Genomic DNA, 15,745 nt, shown 5'->3' on the forward strand with positions numbered 1-15,745 from the left:
AGGCCCTGGCGCAGCGTGGCGGCGCCCCGGAGGTGCGGCGCGCCGCCCGCGCCGCGCTCGCCGAACTGGCGGCGCGGGAGGCCGAAAGCGGGCGGTAGGCTCCGCTCTTGTTCACGGAAGGAACAGGTCCCTGGAGCGCACGCGTGTTCAGGGCGCGTGCATCGGCGAGGCAAGCCTCGCCGCTGCCCGAGGTCACTGACCGTTCGCGGTATTGTACTGCTGCGCGTGCGACCGCGAAAATGACGGGGTCGACGTATCCAGATAGGTCGTGGACAGCTCCCGAGGCGTGCTCGGCCGGTCGGCGAAGGTCTGGGCCTGGGCTGCGCCGACGGTGACGAGGCCGATGATGAGCGCGAATGCAAAGCGCATAATGGAATTTTTCCTGTCACTAGGCGATCCGTCGTTGGATCGCACCGTTGAAGAACGCCATCTGGTGATGGCGATCGCGATATAGGCGGGGACATCGCCGCCCGCGGTGACGGGAATCACTCTCCGTGACGGTCTTGCCCGTTGATGCATTCGGGACATGCGGGAGCTTTCATCCGTGGCAGCCCGCTGGCCGCAATGGAGTCCGCAGCGGAAATTACACCGAGCGCCAAAGTGAATGGCGCGGAGATGCGGTCACTCCGCCTGCCGGAGCCCTGAGGCGGTGATCAACGCGGCGTATTTCGCGGCCTCCGCCCGGACATAGGCGCCGAATTCCGCACGACCGAGATAGCGGATCGGATGTGCCGCGCGCGTCATTCCCTGCACCACGCTGGGTGTGCGCAAGGTCCGGGCGCAGGCCTCGTCGATACGCTGGATCACGGCCTCCGGCGAGCCGGCCGGGGCGAAGAGGCCGGTCCAGAGCGGGTACACCAGGTCATGGCCAAGCTCCCGCAGCGTCGGGGCATCCGGATACTCCGGAAGTCGCCGTTCACCGAAGATGGCCACCGCGTGCAGGCCATACTGCTGCACCAGATTGGCCTCCGCCGTCAGCAGCGGGACGGTGCCCTGCTGCATCGCAAGCACGCTGTCACCCGATCCGCGGAAGGGGACGTGGTTCATCTCGATGCCAAGGGCGCGGGTCAGGCCCGTCATCGCGAGATGGCCGATCCCGCCCACCCCGCCCGAGGCATAGGGCATCTGCCCCGGCGTTGCCCGTGCCCGCGCGGCGATGTCGGCGACATCGCGGATGCCGGAGGTCCTCGGCGTCATCAGCACGGCCGGCGCCTCGGCGACCTGGCAGACCGGCGCGAGCTGTTCGACCGAATAGGGCGGGTTGGCGCGGAAGCTCGGCTGGATGACGACGGCGGCCATCGAAGTGAGCAGCAGCGTGGTGCCGTCGGGCTTCGAGCGGACCACCTCGGCCGTGCCGATCGTGCCGGTGGCTCCGCCGACATTGCGGATCACGATCTGTGCGCCGAGTTCCTCGGCGAAGACTGGCTGTATGAGGCGGGCGATGATGTCCGTGCCGCCGCCGGCCGGCCAGGGCACGATCATCTGGACCTGCGCTTTTGCGGGGATCGCCATGGCAAACAGGAGCCCGGCGGCCAGTGTGGCCGCCAGCCGCGCCAGACCTCTCATGGGCCGCGTCTCCTTCCCAGCCGCCTGCTTGTGGCCGCAGGCGTGGAGGAGAGGCTAAGCGGGCGGCCCTCCGACCGTCCAATGATTTACGGGTGCATCCGCCTGTTTCCAGCCACGGGCGGGAGACCCGCTCGGCACCTATATTATCGGATTCCGGAAGTTTTCTTCCTGAAATATGAGAATCATGTTGTCGCCGACAGGAGGTCGCGACCAGCATGCGCTCCTGTCGGATGTCATCCTTCGGCCGCCATCTGACAGAGGTTCGGAACCGCGCGAGGCGACATCACCCATGCATGGCCCCTTCGATCTGGAGGCGCTTCGCGCCGAGTTTCCGGCCGCGCAGCGGATGCTCTACCTGGACACCGCGCACCAGGCGCCGCTCGCGACCAGCATCCGCGCCGCGCTGCATCGCTTCTACGATGAGGGCCATGCGAGCGCCGGTCCCAAGCCTGTCTGGCTGCAGCGCGTGGAGGCGGTGCGCGCCCGCCTCGCCGCCTTCATCGGCGCGGCACCGGAGGAGATCGCCTTCACCAAGAACACCTCGGAAGGGCTGAACATCGCGGCCAACGCGATCCCCTTCGTATCAGGCGACAACGTCCTGATGGTGCATGGCGATCATCCGAACAACGCCTATGCCTTCCTGAACCTGCGCCGGAAGGGCGTCGAGACCCGGTTCGTGCCGCTGACGGCCGGGACCGCCGATATCGGCACCTTCGCACCGCATGTGGATGCGCGTACCCGCGCCATCTCCATCTCCCATGTCACCTTCCATGCCGGCCACCGCTTCGACGTGGAGGCGCTGGGCCGGTTCTGCCGCGATCGCGGCCTCCTGCTCGTGGTCGACGCCATGCAGTCGGTGGGCGTGCTGCCGATCGACGTGAAGCGCATGGGCGCCGCCTTCGTCGCGGCCGGGTGCCACAAGGGGCTGCTGGTGCCGCAGGGGATGGGGTTCCTCTATGTCGATGCCGCGCTGCAGGGCCTGGAGCCCGCCTACCTCGCCGCCGCAAGCCTCGCCGAGCCGCCGGCCGACTTCATCGCCCGCCCCGACCGGATGGAGCTGCGCCACGGTGCCGGCCGGTTCGAGATCGGCAACTTCAACCTGCCCGACCTGCACGCCCTCTCGGCGGCGCTCGACCTGATCGAGCGCGTCGGCGTCGGCAACATCGAACGCCATGTCCTGGCGCTCGGCGACCGGCTGATCGCCGCGCTGGACCGGCTTGGCATCCGCCTCGTCGGGCCGCGCGACCGTGCGCAGCGCGCCCATATCTACGTGCTCGACCTGCCCGGCGAGGGGTGGCTGAATTACCTCACCGCGAGCGATGTCCGCGTCTCGCCCGAGCGCGACGGCATTCGCATCTCCTTTGGCCTCTTCAACACCGCGGCTGACGTGGACAGGCTCGTGGAGATCCTTGCCCGACGCATCGCGATGCCTGAACGGGCGTTGGCGGCGGGGTGAGGGAGGACGCGCCGGAAGGGCCGACGGCCCGGATCTTCGCGGTGCTCGGCGCGGTTGCCGAGCGGCGCCGCGCCATCGCCATCGCGGAGGTGGCGGAAGCGCTCGGCATGCCGCTGCCGACGGTCCACCGCATCGTCGCCGGCCTGGTCGATTCCGGCTGGCTCGAACGCAGCCCGGGCAGCAAGCGGCTCGTGGTGGGGCCGCGCCTGGTCGAGCTGTCCTTCAAGGTCTCCGCCGCCACCTTCGGCGATGGCGTGCGCAATGCCCTGCTCCAGACCTTGGCCGATGCGCTGGGTGAGCAGGTGGAGCTCAGCGCGGTGCGCGGCGCCCAGGTTGTCTACTTCGCGACGGTGCGGGCAGTGCGTCCGGCCAGCCTGCAGTTCGAACCGGGGCGGCGCGCGCCGCTGCATTGCACCTCCAGCGGCAAGCTCTTCCTCGCCGAGATGGCGCCGGGGCAGCGCGCTAAGCTGGTGCAGAGCCTGGCGCTTGCCCGGCACGCAGCACGGACCATCACCGATCCCGAGGCGCTGCTGCGGCAGTTGGAGGAGGTCCGCGCCAGCGGCTTCGCCACCACGGTGGAGGAATTCGCCGAGGGCGTGGCCGGCTGCGCGGTGCCGATCCGCGACGGGCAGGGCGGCATGGTGGCCGCACTCGGCGTCACGGTGCCGCTCGCCCGGCTGGGGCCGGAGGGGCCGACGCGCCACCTGGATGCCCTGCGCCGCACCGCCGCGCGCCTGGGCGAGACTTTCGTCGGGGGAGAGACGGCGGAGAATGCCCCCGCGGCCTGCACCACTCCGCAGCTTCAGGAGACGACGCGATGATGCGCCATTGGCTCGGCCTGCTGGCCCTTCTCCCCGCCTGCTGGGCGGCGCCCGCCGCCGCCGGCCCGACGCTCGAGGCGGTGCGGGCGCGCGGCCAGCTCGTCTGCGGCGTCAACCAGGGCGTCGCCGGCTTCTCCACCCCGGATAGCCGCGGTGTCTTCCAGGGGCTGGACGCGGATTTCTGCCGCGCCGTCGCCGCCGCCACGCTCGGCGACGCGAGCAAGGTGCGCTTCGTGCCCACCAGCTACCAGACGCGCTTCGTCGCGTTGCAATCGGGCGAGATCGACGTGCTGGCGCGCAACGTCACCCAGACCCTGACGCGCGATACGTCGCTCGGCTTCAACATGGCCGGGGTGAATTTCTACGACGGCCAGGCCTTCATGGTGACCAAGGCCTCGGGGGTCGCCAGGGCCCGGGATCTGGACGGCGCCTCGGTCTGCGTCCTGCCCGGCTCGACCACCGAGTTGAACCTCGCCGACTTCAACCGGCGCGAGCGCATACAGCTTCGTCCGGTCGTGCTGAGCTCGATGGACGAGATGGTGGCCGCCTACCAGTCGGGCCGCTGCGACGCGCTGACGACGGATTCCTCGCAGCTTGCCGCACTCCGCGCCACGGCGCTGCGCAACCCGGCCGATCACGTGATCCTGCCGGACCGGATCAGCAAGGAGCCGCTCGGTCCCCTGGTCCGCCATGGCGATGAGGAATGGCGCGACATCGTCGCCTGGACGCTGATGCTGCTGATCGAGGCGGAGGAGATCGGGCTCACCCGGGCGAATGTCCAGGAGATGCGCGGCTCCCAGGATCCCAATATCCAGCGCATCCTCGGCGTCACGCCGGGCTTCGGGCGCGCGCTTGGCCTGTCGGAGGACTGGGCCTTCAACGCCATCCGCGCGGTCGGCAACTACGGCGAGATCTTCGAGCGCCATCTCGGCCGCGGCTCGCCGATCGGGCTGGAGCGTGGACAGAACGAGCTCTGGACCCGAGGCGGGCTGATGTACGCGCTGCCGCTGCGGTAGCTCTTCACCCCTGGAGCAGCGGCGCCAGCGCCAGCCAGCCGCCGAGCACCGCGAGCGAGGCCAGGAACCAGAGGCGGAAGATGCGCGGCTCCACCCGGGCCCGGATCCACTGGCCGAGCATCATGCCGATCAGCGCGGGCGCCAGGGCCAGCAGCGACGCCAGGATCTCCGAGGAGGCGAAGGCGTCGTGCAGCGCGAGCCCGGCGCCGAGCGCCAGGGTCGAGACTGTGAAGGAGAGGCCGAGCGCCTGCACCAGCGCATCCTTCTCGAGCCCGATCGCCTGGAGATAGGGCACGGCCGGCACCACGAAGACGCCGGTGGCCCCGGTCACGAAGCCGGTCGCCAGCCCGGTGAGCGGCCCGAGCCAGGGTTCGGCGGCTTTCGGCACCTTGAGCCGCGGCGCCCAGAGCGCGACGGCGGCATAGGCGATCAGCACGACGCCGAGCGCGATCGCCGCCACCGCGGCATTGCCGCCGCTGAGCGAGCCGGCGCCGGCGAGGGTCCCGATGACGGCGGCGCCGAGCAGCGGCCAAAGGCGGATCAGCAGCGCCCGGAAATGCGGTCCCACCGCCATCTGCCAGAGATTGGTGACGAAGGAGGGTGCGAGCAGCAGCGTCGCCGCCTGCGCGGGCGAGACCATGAGCGTCAGCAGCCCCATGGACAGCGTCGGCAGACCGAGGCCGACGACGCCCTTCACGATGCCGGCGAGCAGGAAGACCGCGGCGATGGCGGTGCCGCTCGAAAGATCCATCGACATGGCCTCAGCGGACACGGGATGCGTCGCCCGCCGTCGAGAGCGCGCGTGCCATCCAGGCGGCGACGCGGGCGACGGAGTCCTCCTGGCCTCGCGGATCATGGGCGGCCCGGATCCGGCCGGCGCCATCCGGCCGCGGCAGCAGGGCGGGCCCTTCGGGGCCGAGGCCGGGCCGGTCCCAGGCATAACCGGCGCCGGCGATCTCGGCACGCTCCGCCCGTGCCCGGATCGCGAGGGCGGAGACCAACTCGGCGCAGGCGGCCCTGGGATTCGCCGCATCGCGATCGCCGTGCAGGAGCAGGACGGGGGAGGCGATCGCGGCCTCCTGCCGGGCGAGCTCGGCTTCGAGCCCGATGCAGCCAGGATAGAGCGCGGCCCGGGCGGCGATCGGGTCCCCCGCCAGCAACGCCGCGCGGCCGCCGGCGCCGAAGCCGAGCAGGCCGATGCGCCCCGGCAGCACGCGCGGGTCGCGGGCGAGCGCCTGTACGGCCACGGCAGCGGCCTCCGTCACCGCCTCCGCATGGACTTCCAGTACCAGCAGCCCCGCTGCGTTGAGCGCCAACACATAGGCATCGGCGCGCCCATCCGGGCCGAGCGCATCGGGAAGGATCACCACGGCCGGCATCCGCTCGCCCGCCGGCGCCGAAGGCAAAGACAGGACGCCAGCGACGGCGGGGTTCCCGGGCTGAAAGGGCTCCGGCCGCCCGCCATCGGCATGCGCCGCTGTCGCGCCGGCCGCGGCCGCGATGGCGGCGGCAACGCCGGACATCAAAAGCCTTCCCATCGCGATCCGTCCCCGCTCCGCATGCGGCGACCTTGCTCATGCGTGCCTGGGCGGACAATCTGGCTTTCGGGAAGCCTGCCTTCGGTCGGGACGAAGGCAGAGGGAGGCGGCGGATGCGTTTCGATCTGAGGGATTTGCGCCTGTTCCTGGCGACCGTGGAGGCGGGCAGCATCACCCGTGGCGCCGATCGTGCGGCGCTGGCGCTCGCCTCGGCGAGTGCCCGCATCAAGGGCATGGAGGAGACGCTCGGCACGCCCCTGCTGGTGCGCGGGCGGCGCGGCGTCTCGCCTTCGCCGGCCGGGCGCGTGCTCGCCTACCACGCGCAGGCGGTGCTGGCGCAGCTCGAGCGCATGCGTGGCGAGCTCGACGATTATGCGCGCGGGCTCAAGGGGCATGTGCGGCTGCTCGCCAACACCGCCGCGGTCAGCGAGTTCCTGCCCGATCTCCTGGCGCTCTGGCTCGTGGAGCACCCGAATGTCGATGTCGATCTCGAGGAGCGGCCGAGTCCTGCGATCGTCGAGGCGGTGGCCGGCGGCCAGGCCGATGCCGGCATCGTCGCCGATTGGGCCGAGCCCGCCGGGCTCGAGGTGCTGCCCTTCCGCCTCGACCGGCTGGTGCTGATCGTGCCGCGCGGTCATGTCCTGGCGCGGCGTCGTTCGGTGGCCTTCCGCGAAACCCTCGATTGCGACTTCGTCGGGCTGTCGGAAGATGCCGCCTTGCAGGAGCATCTCGCGCGCCATGCCGCGAGCGCCCGGCGCAAGCTTCGGCTCCGCATCCGCGTCCGCGGCTTCGACGCCGTCTGCCGGCTGGTGGGTGCGGGCGCCGGCCTCGGCATCGTACCGCGCACCGCGGCGGAGCGCTGCCATCGCGCGCTCGGCATCCGCGCCGTGCCGCTCACAGATCCCTGGGCCGAGCGGCGGCTTGGCATCTGCGTGCGCAGCATGGTCCAACTGCCGGCGCATGCGCGTCGCCTGGTGGAGCATCTCGCCCGCGAGGGGCTGCGCGCGGAATCAGGCTGACCGATGGACCAAACGCATCTCACCGCCGATCTCGCCGAGCGATTCGCCCGCATCGCGCTCGCGCATGTCCGCCGCGAATATCCGAACAACCCGGACCATGTGCTGGCCGGGCCGGAGGACGCCCGCCCGCCGAGCGCCCTGCATCCCATCTTCCATGGCAGCTACGACTGGCATTCCTGCGTGCACAGCCACTGGATGCTGGCGCGGCTGCTGCGCCGCTTTCCGGAGATCCCGGCCGCCGCCGCGATCCGCGCGCTCTTCGATGCGCAGTTCACCGCGGACAAGGTCGCCGGCGAATGCGCCTATCTGATGCGGCCGACCGCGCGCGGCTTCAAGCGCCCCTATGGCTGGGCCTGGCTGCTGAAGCTCGCGGAGGAACTGGCGCGCCAGGACGATCCGCGCTGGTCTTGGACTCTGGCGCCGCTCGCCGAGATCTTCGCGCAGCGCTTCCGCGACTTCCTGCCGATCGCGACCTATCCGGTCAGGGCCGGCACGCATTTCAACACGGGTTTCGGGCTGCGCATGGCGGCGGACTATGCCGAGGCCACCGGGGATGCCGGGCTGACGGCCCTGCTGCGCGACACCGCGCGGCGCTGGTACGGGGCGGACGCCGGTTGCCCGGCCTGGGGCGAGCCGAGCGGCGACGATTTCCTCTCCCCGGCGCTGATCGAGGCGGAATGCATGCGGCATTTGCTGCCGGCGGCGGAGTTTTCCCCCTGGCTCGCGTGCTTCCTGCCGCGCATCGCGGAGGGCGAGCCCGCGACGCTGTTCCGGCCGGCGACGGTGACCGACCGCAGCGACGGCAAGATCGCGCATCTCGACGGGTTGAACCTGAGCCGCGCCTGGTGCTGGCACGCGATCGCCGCGGCGTTGCCGCCGGAGGATGCCCGCCGCGCCGCCGCCGAGGAGGCCGCCATGCGGCATCTGGCGGCCGGCCTGCCGCATATCGCCGGCGACTACATGGGCGAGCACTGGCTCGCGAGCTTCGCGGTGCTGGCGCTGGAGGTGGGCTGAGGTCGGTGGATGACCCCTATGCCTTCGGCACCTGCGGATGGCGTCTGGCCGGAACTCGACCGGCGCTCACTTCGTCCTCTGGCTTGCCCGCTCCAGGATCGCATCCACGAATGCCGTCTTCTCGGCGGTGTAGGCCTCCCTGTCCGCGCCGTGCCGCACGGCGAGCTGGCGCTTCAGGGCGGCGTAGTTCGCGGCCTCGTCGGGATGCGCCCGCAGGTAATCCCGGAATAGCAGGCGCTGCCACATCTCGCCGCTGGTCTCGGTCATGTGGACGTGGTGCGTGCGGTGTGGCGCCGCGGGCGGCAGTCCTTTGACGAAGAACAGGCGATCACGCCGCGGGTTGTCCGCCCAGAATGCGTAGCCGAGCGCCTCCATGGGCCCGACGGCGAGCCTTCGTGCGTCCTCGATGGTGGGAACTGCCACCAGGATATCGATGACTGGCTTCGCCGCCATGCCGGGAATGGCGGTGCTGCCGAAATGCTCCATGGCCAGGACGAGGCCGGGCGGCAGGGCAGCCCTCAGGCGCGCTGCCTCCGCCGCGTACATCGCGGGCCAGCGTGGATCGTAATCGGCGATCCAGACTTCATCCACCATGGATCTCCCGCTGACGGCTTTCCCAAACGGGCTCTACCAGGAGCGCATCGATTCAAGCGATCCGCAAAGCAACCGGCGGAACCGAGAAGGTCGTGATGGCGTGATGGCGGAAGAGGTCGCTCAGAAGCCTGGATGCTGGCGTGCCGGCTGTCCCGGCCTAGAGTCCGCGGGATGACCGACGCAGATATCAGGAACGCCCCGCCGCCGAGGATCCGTGCCGCCATCCCGGCCGATGCCGCCGCCATCGCGGCCGTGCATGTGGCGGCGTGGCGGGAGAGCTATGCCGGCCTCATGCCGGATGCCGTGCTCGCCGGGCTCTCGGTCGCGCGCCGGACCGGGATATGGGACGGCATCCTGAGCCGGCCGGAGGAGGTCGGCAGCATCGCCACCTTCGTGGCTGAGCGCGAGAACGGCATGCTCGGCTTCGCTTCCTGCGGCGTGCAGCGGACCCCGGCGTTGCGCGAGCAGGGCTGCACCGCCGAGATCGGCGCCATCTACATCCTGCGCGATGCGCAGAGGCGGGGCCTCGGCGTGGCGCTGATGGCGGCGTTGGCCCGGGCGCTGTTGCAGCGCGGCCACCAGGCGGCAAGTCTCTGGGTGCTGGAGCGGAACGCGCCGGCGCGCCGTTTCTACGAGCGGCTTGGGGGTGAGGTCATCGGCCGGAAAGAGGAGAAGCGCGAGGAGATGACGCTGACCGAGCTCGCCTATGGCTGGCGCGACCTCGGCCGGCTGCTGGAGAGGTGAAGCCGCCGGTGCGGGCCGGGCGGCGGGCCCCGCGTCAGGCGAAGAGCCGGCCGTAACCTGGCCGGGCGGGCTTCACGCCCGCCAGACGCAGCGCGTTCCACATCGTGGCCGACGCGGCCGAGACCACCGGCTTGCCCAGATCGTCCTCCAGCACCTGGATGGCATCGATGGTGGGCATGCCGGTGCCGCTGAGGAACACCGCATCGGCCTCCGGCCGATCCACCGCGCGCGCGATGGCGTAGGCGCGTTCCTCGTTCTCCTCGTAGATATTGCGGACATTCGCCAGCATGCCGTGGCTCACCACCTCGATGCCATGCGCTTCCAGGTGCCGCTTGCCTTGCAGGGTCGTGGCCTCCGCATAGGGCGTGCCATAGGCGACGCGCTTGCAGCCCAGGTATTCGAGCGCCGCCAGCGTGCTGCCGAAGGCGGTTATGAAGCGCGCGCCGCTGAGCGCCTCCATCTCCGCGACCAGCGCCGCCTCGCGCTCCTGGCCCAGCGTGTAGCTCGTGGCGGTGTGCGCCAGGGCGATGACATTGGGGGAGACCATCGCCAGCAGCTTCACCGCATCGGGTAGGCTGGCCACCTGGCTGAGATTGCGCTCCGCCTGCCCGTCATGCGTGCCGGCGGGGCCTTCCGCCTTCATCCGGGTGAAATGCAGGGACACGCCGGGCGGGCACAGCGCGAACATTTCCGGCTCCACCGTGGGGTTGCCGGGGGGCACCAGGAAGCCGAGGCGCGCGCGCCAACCCTTCATTGCCAGCTCCTGTGATCTGAGCGTTGTGCCGTCGCAGTCCCTGGTACGGAGGCGCCGATACCCTGCCGCATGGCCGGCCGGCTGCATAGCGGTCCATCGCCCGCGTCGGGCCTCACCGCGCCGCATCCCTGGCCAATGCGGCAGCGGCGCGCGCGATCGCCTCAGCCCGCACTGCATCCACGCTGTGTGGCCAGCGATCTTCCGCGGTGTGGAACCAGGGATTGTCGCCGATGAGCGAGACATAGCGCCCACCGCGCGCCTCGATCTCATGCGCCTCGCCATTCGCCTTGCCGCCGGTGACGACGTCGAGGGGCGCGCGGGGGTGGCCCGCGGCAATCAGCGCCTCGGCCATCCGCTCCGCCAGGCCCGGCACGTTGCTCCGCACCACCAGGTGCTCCGCGCCGGCGCAGCCGAGATTGGCGCCGAGATGGATCACCAGAGCGCTGTCACTGGCCAGGGCCGGCTCCTGCGCGAAGGCATGATGCGCGCCGAGATGGCCGAGCTCGTGCCCGCAGCTCGCCAGGGCGACCACGGCACGCGAGCGCGGCGCGCGCGCCAGCGCCTCCAATGCGGTCAGCCAGGCGAGCACGCCACCGCCACGCTCGGCCGTGCTGGTCCACCAGGAGGTGCGCGGCGTCAGCAGCAGCAGCGGTGGCGCCGTGCCGGGCAGCTCGGCACGGACATTGTGCGAAAGGCCCGGCTGCCGCGTGCCGGTGGCGACGAGCCTGGCGCTTGCGCCGCGCGCGGCCAGGCCCTCCAGCCAGGCGGCCTCCCGGCCCGCGACCTGCAGCACGGGCGGCCCGAAGGGTGCCTCGGCGTCATGCGCGTTGAGCGGCGCCAGGCTGTCCGGCTGGGTGCGGAGCGACACGACGATCGCAGCGTGCCGGCTGTCGTGACGGGCCTTGGCGAAGGCATTGCCGGGCAGGCTGGCGGCACGCGGCTCCAGCACGGCGACACCGATCGGCGCCGCGGAGCCGAGCGGCCCGAGGGCGCCAGCAATGCCTTCGGTCAGGCCACCGTCGAACAGGGGCAGGCCCTCGATGTGCCGGCCATCCGCCTCCAGCCAGGCGGCGCCTGGGATGAAGCGCTGAAAGGCGACTGGCACCAGGCTGGCCGTGGCGCCGGTGCCCGCGGCCAGGTCGCGCAGCCAGGCCGCGGCGGCGGCGTCACCTTCGCCACCTGCGCGGCGTTCACCGAAGCGGTCATAGGCCGCGAGGAACTCGGACGCCTTCATTCCACCCGCACTCCCGAGATCTCGACCAGGCGCCTGAGACGCGCGAATTCGGGCGCCCAGGCCGCGGCATAGGCTCCCGGCGTCGGCGCCAGCGTGATGTCGCCACCTTCGCGCGTCAGCGTCTCTCGCAGCCCGGCATCCTCCGTCAGCACGCCGTTCACCGCGGCATGCAGGCGCTGGACGACGGCCGATGGCATTCCCGCCGGACCGACGATCGAACTGCCGCTGGTGATCACCGGCCCGTCCGGCACCATCTCCACCAGCGTCGGAATGTTGGGCAAAGCGGGGATGCGCCGCTGCCCGGTCGAGAGCAGCACGCGCACCGCGTCCTGCCGGAGGCGGGGGAGGACGATGTTGCTGATGGCGAAGGCGAAATCGACTTCGCCGGTCTCCACGGCTGTTGTCGCCTGGTTGGCGCCACGATAGGGGACATGGACGCCCTCCGCGCCGATGCTCTTCAGCATCGCGGCGGCTGCCATGTGGGCGGGCGTGCCGACGCCGCCGGAGCCGTAGCGCAACCCGCCCGTATCGGATGTCGCCGCTGCGAACAGCGCACGCGCATCCTGCCAGGGCGCGGCCGGGCGTACGGCCAGCAGCGCCGGATTCTCGACGATGGTGGCGATCGGCGTGAAGTCCCTGAGCACGTCGTATCCGGGATCGCGTTGCAGTGCCGCGTGGGTCAGCGCGGTGCCGCCGCCCCAGAGAAGGGTCGTGCCATCCGGCGCCGCGCGGGCGACCCATTGGCAGGCCAGCAGGCCGCCGGCCCCCGCCCGGTTGTCGATGGCGAAGGAGGTTCCGAGCGCAGCGCCAACGCGCGCGGCAACCAGGCGCGCGATGGTGTCGCTGGAGGCACCGGCCGCGAAGGGAACGATCAGGCGTATCGGGCGCCCGGGCCGCCATTCCTGCGCCAGGGCCGGTCGGGCAAGGATCGCCCCGAGGCCCAGTACCGCCTGCCTACGGTTCATGACGTTCCTCCAACCGGCAGCGAAAGTAGCGCGACAATCGCCTCGCCTGCACCCCTCCAGGCTGTGAAGGCGAAGGTCCCGCTGCACGGCTCCAGGTCCGGCGAGGGGGAGGACGAACGGCACCAGGCGCACCTGCCCGGTGCCCGCTTGACCCCGCCCGGATTGCTCCTGACCTTGCGCTGGCGTCCCGCATCGCGGCGCAAGGGAGTAGAGCATGAAAGCCGTCGGCCGCTATCGCCCCGCCCCGATCGAGGATCCGGCCAGCTTGGTCGACCTCGATCTGCCGGATCCGCGGTCGGGAGGCCGCGACCTGCTGGTCCAGGTCGAGGCGGTCTCGGTCAATCCGGCCGATACCAAGCGGCGGCGCACCACGCCGGCGGCCGCCGATGACTCGCCCCTGGTCCTCGGCTGGGATGCCGCCGGCACGGTGCTGGAGACGGGGTCGGAGGTCAGCCTGTTCAAGCCGGGCGACCGTGTCTTCTATGCCGGGGCCGCCAATCGGCCGGGCTGCAACAGCGCGCGGCATCTGGTGGACGAACGGCTGGTCGGGCCGATGCCAGGCAATCTCGGCTTCGCGGAAGCCGCGGCCATGCCGCTGACCGCGCTGACCGCCTGGGAGATGCTGTTCGAACGCTTCCGCATTCCGCAGCATGGCGGCGCCGGCGGCACCGGCACCGCCGGGGGGACGCTGCTGGTGGTGGGCGGCGCCGGCGGGGTCGGCTCCATGGCCATCCAGATCGCGCGGCAACTGACCGGGCTCACTGTGGTGGCAACCGCATCGCGGCCGGAGACGCGGCAGTGGTGCCTCGACCTCGGCGCGCATGCGGTGCTGGACCACAGCCGCCCGCTGGCGGGGCAGATCGGGGATGTGCCTTATGTCTTCATCACCACCGCCATCGACCAGCACCTGCCGGTGATCGACCAGGTGCTGGCGCCGCAGGGGCATGTCGGGCTGATCGAGGTGCCGAAGCCCTTCGAGATGCGGCCGCTGATGCAGAAATCGACCGCCCTGCACTGGGAGCTGATGTTCACGCGCAGCCTGTTCGGCACTGCCGATATGATCCGTCAGCACGAGATCCTGACCGCGGTCTCCGGTCTCGTCGAAGCCGGCCGACTGCGCACGACGTTGACCGAGGTCGTGGGTCCGATCGACGCCGCCACCCTGCGGCGTACCCATGCCCGCATCGAGGCCGGCCGCGCGCGCGGGAAGCTGGTGCTGGAAGGCTGGGGCTGAGGGCCCTATCCGCAGCGCACCGTCATGCCGCCATCCACCACGATCTCGGTGCCGGTGACGAAGCGCGCGTCGTCGGAGGCCAGGAACAGCACCGCATTGGCGGTATCGCGGCCGTCGCCGGCGAAACCGAGCGGGATGCGCGCCAGGCGTTGCGCGATCAGCGCCTGCGCGTCGCCGCCGGCGCGCTGGCCGGCCAGCCGCACCTCGACCATCGGCGTGTGCATCTGGCCCGGGACCACCGTGTTCACCCGGATGCCGCGGGTCGCGTATTGCATCGCGACGACGCGGGAGAGCTGGATCACCCCCGCCTTCGACGCCGCATAGGCGACCTGCGCCGCGCCGGTCCAGCGGAGGCCGGAGGTGGAGGCGACATTGACGATTGCGCCGCCACCCTGCGCTTCCATGATCGGCAGCACATGCTTGCAGGTCAGGAAGACGCTCTTGAGATTGTAGTCGATCTGGGTGTCCCAGACCTCCTCCGACATCTCGACCGGGCCGCCGGCGGCGGAGCCGCCGACATTGTTCACCAGCACGTCGATGCGGCCGAAGCGCGCATGGGCATCGGCGACCATGCGCGCGATGGAGGCATGGTCCATCACGTCGCATTGGCCGCGCTCGAAGCGGCCGCCCGCCTCGGTGGCGCGCGCCGCGGTCTCGTCCATGGCGGCGAGGTCGCGGTCGACGCCATAGACGATAGCGCCTTCGCGGGCGAAGCCGACCGCTGCGGCGCGGCCATTGCCCCAGCCCGTGCCGACCGAGCCGGCGCCGGTCACGATCACCACCTTGTCTTCGAATCTACGGGACATGCCTGTCACTCCACCCGGATGTTCGCGGCGATGGCGAGGTCCCGCCAGCGCGCCAGATCGGCCTGCAGGAAGCGCTCGCCTTCCTCCGGCGAGAGCCGCGCCGGCGTCGCGCCCTCATTCGCCAGATTGGCGGCGAAGCGGCTCTCGGCGAGCGCCTCATTGGCGGCGGCGTTGAGCCGTGCGCGGATCGCGGCGGGGATGCCGCGGCGCGCCAGCAGCCCCCACCAGATCCCGGCCTCGTAATCCGGCAGTCCGCTCTCGCGCGGGGTCGGCGCGGCGGGGCCGCTGGCCGGGCGGTTCTCCGAGGTCCAGCCGAGCAGCTTGACGCGGCCGCCACTGACCAGCCCCGCCGCCGCGGTGATGGTGGTGAAAGTGAGCTGGATGATGCCGGCTGCCAGGTCGTTCAGCACCGGGCCGGTGCCGCGATAGGGCACGTGCTGCATGTCGAGCCGCCCGGCGCGCAGCGCGAAGAGCGCACCGCCCATATGGCCGATGCTGCCCGGCCCGGCGGAGCCGTAGTCGATCTTGCCGGGATTGGCGCGGATATGGGCGACGGCTTCCGCCATCGTGTTCGGCGGGAAGTCGGGCGAGGCCAGCATCACCAGCGGTGCGGTCGCGAGCAGCGCCACCGTCTCGAAGTCGCGCGCCGCGTCATAAGGTGTGGTCTGGACCGCGGCGCTGGTCGCGAAGGTCGAGGAGGTGACCATCAGCGTATAGCCATCGGAGGGCGCGCGGGCGACCTCGGTGCTGCCGATGGTGCTGCCGGCGCCACCGCGATTGTCGATGACGAAGGGCTGGCCGAGGTTGCGCTGCAGCGCCTCGGCCAGCGGGCGCGCCACCGCGTCATTCGATCCGCCGGGCGGGAAGGGGACGATGATGCGCACCGGGCGCGCCGGCCAGGCGCCCGGTGTGCCCTGGGCAGCAGCGAAGCGGGGCAGGGCGAGGGCGCCGGAGGCGGCGAGCAGGCTACGGCGATACATGGGC

17 protein-coding genes are annotated in these 15,745 nt (G+C 71.2%); 7 read left to right on the top strand and 10 right to left on the bottom strand.

Going from position 1 to position 15,745, the window contains the following annotated elements; translation table 11 throughout:
- Positions 1–192: 192 nt before the first annotated feature.
- Both GXW71_RS30220 and GXW71_RS30225 read right to left on the bottom strand, forming a co-directional pair.
- A complete protein-coding gene (locus GXW71_RS30220) occupies positions 193–489 on the bottom strand; it encodes a hypothetical protein (protein WP_211856493.1) in 297 nt (98 codons plus the stop codon).
- A 132-nt stretch (positions 490–621) separates the two neighbouring features.
- On the bottom strand, positions 622–1,566 hold the full coding sequence (locus GXW71_RS30225) for a Bug family tripartite tricarboxylate transporter substrate binding protein (protein ID WP_211856502.1): 945 nt from the start codon (positions 1,564–1,566) through the stop codon (positions 622–624).
- A gap of 289 nt (positions 1,567–1,855) precedes the next feature.
- On the opposite strand from GXW71_RS30225, the gene GXW71_RS30230 reads away from it, so the two are divergent.
- Genes GXW71_RS30230 through GXW71_RS30240 form a run of 3 tightly spaced genes read left to right on the top strand, consistent with a single transcriptional unit; the run spans position 1,856 to position 4,859 of the window.
- Positions 1,856–3,022: an aminotransferase class V-fold PLP-dependent enzyme gene (locus GXW71_RS30230; RefSeq protein WP_211856509.1), complete on the top strand. Its 1,167-nt coding sequence runs from the start codon at positions 1,856–1,858 to the stop codon at positions 3,020–3,022.
- On the top strand, positions 3,019–3,843 hold the full coding sequence (locus tag GXW71_RS35040; protein WP_211856511.1) for an IclR family transcriptional regulator: 825 nt from the start codon (positions 3,019–3,021) through the stop codon (positions 3,841–3,843). Before GXW71_RS30230 ends, GXW71_RS35040 begins: the two co-directional genes overlap by 4 nt.
- A complete protein-coding gene (locus tag GXW71_RS30240; protein ID WP_367617400.1) occupies positions 3,840–4,859 on the top strand; it encodes an amino acid ABC transporter substrate-binding protein in 1,020 nt (339 codons plus the stop codon). The genes GXW71_RS35040 and GXW71_RS30240 overlap by 4 nt, the downstream gene beginning before the upstream one ends.
- A gap of 4 nt (positions 4,860–4,863) precedes the next feature.
- On the opposite strand, the gene GXW71_RS30245 is transcribed toward GXW71_RS30240, so the two are convergent.
- Positions 4,864–5,610, bottom strand: a complete 747-nt coding sequence (locus GXW71_RS30245) for a sulfite exporter TauE/SafE family protein (RefSeq protein WP_246527030.1) — start codon at positions 5,608–5,610, stop codon at positions 4,864–4,866.
- Between the two features lie 10 nt (positions 5,611–5,620).
- Entirely contained in the window at positions 5,621–6,382 is a 762-nt protein-coding gene (locus tag GXW71_RS30250) for a dienelactone hydrolase family protein (RefSeq protein WP_211856513.1), read from the bottom strand.
- 128 nt (positions 6,383–6,510) lie between these two features.
- On the opposite strand from GXW71_RS30250, the gene GXW71_RS30255 reads away from it, so the two are divergent.
- The gene (locus GXW71_RS30255) at positions 6,511–7,416 is read left to right on the top strand and encodes a LysR substrate-binding domain-containing protein (protein ID WP_211856515.1); all 906 of its coding nucleotides are present in this window, start codon (positions 6,511–6,513) and stop codon (positions 7,414–7,416) included.
- 3 nt (positions 7,417–7,419) lie between these two features.
- The gene (locus tag GXW71_RS30260; protein ID WP_211856517.1) at positions 7,420–8,430 is read left to right on the top strand and encodes a DUF2891 domain-containing protein; all 1,011 of its coding nucleotides are present in this window, start codon (positions 7,420–7,422) and stop codon (positions 8,428–8,430) included.
- A gap of 66 nt (positions 8,431–8,496) precedes the next feature.
- On the opposite strand, the gene GXW71_RS30265 is transcribed toward GXW71_RS30260, so the two are convergent.
- The gene (locus GXW71_RS30265) at positions 8,497–9,024 is read right to left on the bottom strand and encodes a GrpB family protein (RefSeq protein ID WP_246527031.1); all 528 of its coding nucleotides are present in this window, start codon (positions 9,022–9,024) and stop codon (positions 8,497–8,499) included.
- Positions 9,025–9,195: 171 nt separating this feature from the next.
- Between GXW71_RS30265 and GXW71_RS30270 the strand changes: the two genes are divergently transcribed.
- Positions 9,196–9,768 (top strand): GNAT family N-acetyltransferase, encoded by a 573-nt coding sequence (locus GXW71_RS30270; protein WP_211856519.1) that lies wholly within the window; start codon positions 9,196–9,198, stop codon positions 9,766–9,768.
- 34 nt (positions 9,769–9,802) lie between these two features.
- Here GXW71_RS30270 and GXW71_RS30275 read toward each other — a convergent pair whose 3' ends face one another.
- From GXW71_RS30275 to GXW71_RS30285, 3 genes are all read right to left on the bottom strand, one after another.
- Positions 9,803–10,522 carry a maleate cis-trans isomerase family protein gene (locus GXW71_RS30275; protein ID WP_211856521.1) on the bottom strand — a complete coding sequence of 240 codons (720 nt, stop codon included), beginning with the start codon at positions 10,520–10,522 and terminating at the stop codon, positions 9,803–9,805.
- 112 nt (positions 10,523–10,634) lie between these two features.
- Complete coding sequence (locus GXW71_RS30280) at positions 10,635–11,756, bottom strand: hypothetical protein (protein WP_211856523.1); 1,122 nt, start codon at positions 11,754–11,756, stop codon at positions 10,635–10,637.
- Complete coding sequence (locus tag GXW71_RS30285) at positions 11,753–12,721, bottom strand: Bug family tripartite tricarboxylate transporter substrate binding protein (RefSeq protein ID WP_211856525.1); 969 nt, start codon at positions 12,719–12,721, stop codon at positions 11,753–11,755. The genes GXW71_RS30280 and GXW71_RS30285 overlap by 4 nt, the downstream gene beginning before the upstream one ends.
- Before the next feature lie 214 nt (positions 12,722–12,935).
- Here GXW71_RS30285 and GXW71_RS30290 point away from each other — a divergent pair, with 214 nt between their 5' ends.
- A complete protein-coding gene (locus tag GXW71_RS30290) occupies positions 12,936–13,955 on the top strand; it encodes a zinc-binding alcohol dehydrogenase family protein (protein ID WP_211856527.1) in 1,020 nt (339 codons plus the stop codon).
- Positions 13,956–13,960: 5 nt separating this feature from the next.
- Here the strand turns inward: GXW71_RS30290 and GXW71_RS30295 are convergent, their stop codons facing one another.
- Positions 13,961–14,761 (bottom strand): SDR family NAD(P)-dependent oxidoreductase, encoded by an 801-nt coding sequence (locus GXW71_RS30295; RefSeq protein ID WP_211856529.1) that lies wholly within the window; start codon positions 14,759–14,761, stop codon positions 13,961–13,963.
- 5 nt (positions 14,762–14,766) lie between these two features.
- The gene (locus tag GXW71_RS30300) at positions 14,767–15,741 is read right to left on the bottom strand and encodes a Bug family tripartite tricarboxylate transporter substrate binding protein (protein ID WP_211856531.1); all 975 of its coding nucleotides are present in this window, start codon (positions 15,739–15,741) and stop codon (positions 14,767–14,769) included.
- Positions 15,742–15,745: the final 4 nt, after the last annotated feature.

Source organism: Plastoroseomonas hellenica (genome assembly GCF_018129085.1).
Lineage (GTDB): Bacteria > Pseudomonadota > Alphaproteobacteria > Acetobacterales > Acetobacteraceae > Plastoroseomonas > Plastoroseomonas hellenica.

Coding starts and splice junctions, on each gene's coding strand:
- GXW71_RS30225 (WP_211856502.1), bottom strand. CDS start 1,566: ATGAGAGGTCTGGCGCGGCTGGCGGCCACACTGGCCGCCGGGCTCCTG.
- GXW71_RS30230 (WP_211856509.1), top strand. CDS start 1,856: ATGCATGGCCCCTTCGATCTGGAGGCGCTTCGCGCCGAGTTTCCGGCC.
- GXW71_RS30240 (WP_367617400.1), top strand. CDS start 3,840: ATGATGCGCCATTGGCTCGGCCTGCTGGCCCTTCTCCCCGCCTGCTGG.
- GXW71_RS30245 (WP_246527030.1), bottom strand. CDS start 5,610: ATGGATCTTTCGAGCGGCACCGCCATCGCCGCGGTCTTCCTGCTCGCC.
- GXW71_RS30250 (WP_211856513.1), bottom strand. CDS start 6,382: ATGTCCGGCGTTGCCGCCGCCATCGCGGCCGCGGCCGGCGCGACAGCG.
- GXW71_RS30255 (WP_211856515.1), top strand. CDS start 6,511: ATGCGTTTCGATCTGAGGGATTTGCGCCTGTTCCTGGCGACCGTGGAG.
- GXW71_RS30260 (WP_211856517.1), top strand. CDS start 7,420: ATGGACCAAACGCATCTCACCGCCGATCTCGCCGAGCGATTCGCCCGC.
- GXW71_RS30265 (WP_246527031.1), bottom strand. CDS start 9,024: ATGGTGGATGAAGTCTGGATCGCCGATTACGATCCACGCTGGCCCGCG.
- GXW71_RS30270 (WP_211856519.1), top strand. CDS start 9,196: ATGACCGACGCAGATATCAGGAACGCCCCGCCGCCGAGGATCCGTGCC.
- GXW71_RS30275 (WP_211856521.1), bottom strand. CDS start 10,522: ATGAAGGGTTGGCGCGCGCGCCTCGGCTTCCTGGTGCCCCCCGGCAAC.
- GXW71_RS30280 (WP_211856523.1), bottom strand. CDS start 11,756: ATGAAGGCGTCCGAGTTCCTCGCGGCCTATGACCGCTTCGGTGAACGC.
- GXW71_RS30285 (WP_211856525.1), bottom strand. CDS start 12,721: ATGAACCGTAGGCAGGCGGTACTGGGCCTCGGGGCGATCCTTGCCCGA.
- GXW71_RS30290 (WP_211856527.1), top strand. CDS start 12,936: ATGAAAGCCGTCGGCCGCTATCGCCCCGCCCCGATCGAGGATCCGGCC.
- GXW71_RS30295 (WP_211856529.1), bottom strand. CDS start 14,761: ATGTCCCGTAGATTCGAAGACAAGGTGGTGATCGTGACCGGCGCCGGC.
- GXW71_RS30300 (WP_211856531.1), bottom strand. CDS start 15,741: ATGTATCGCCGTAGCCTGCTCGCCGCCTCCGGCGCCCTCGCCCTGCCC.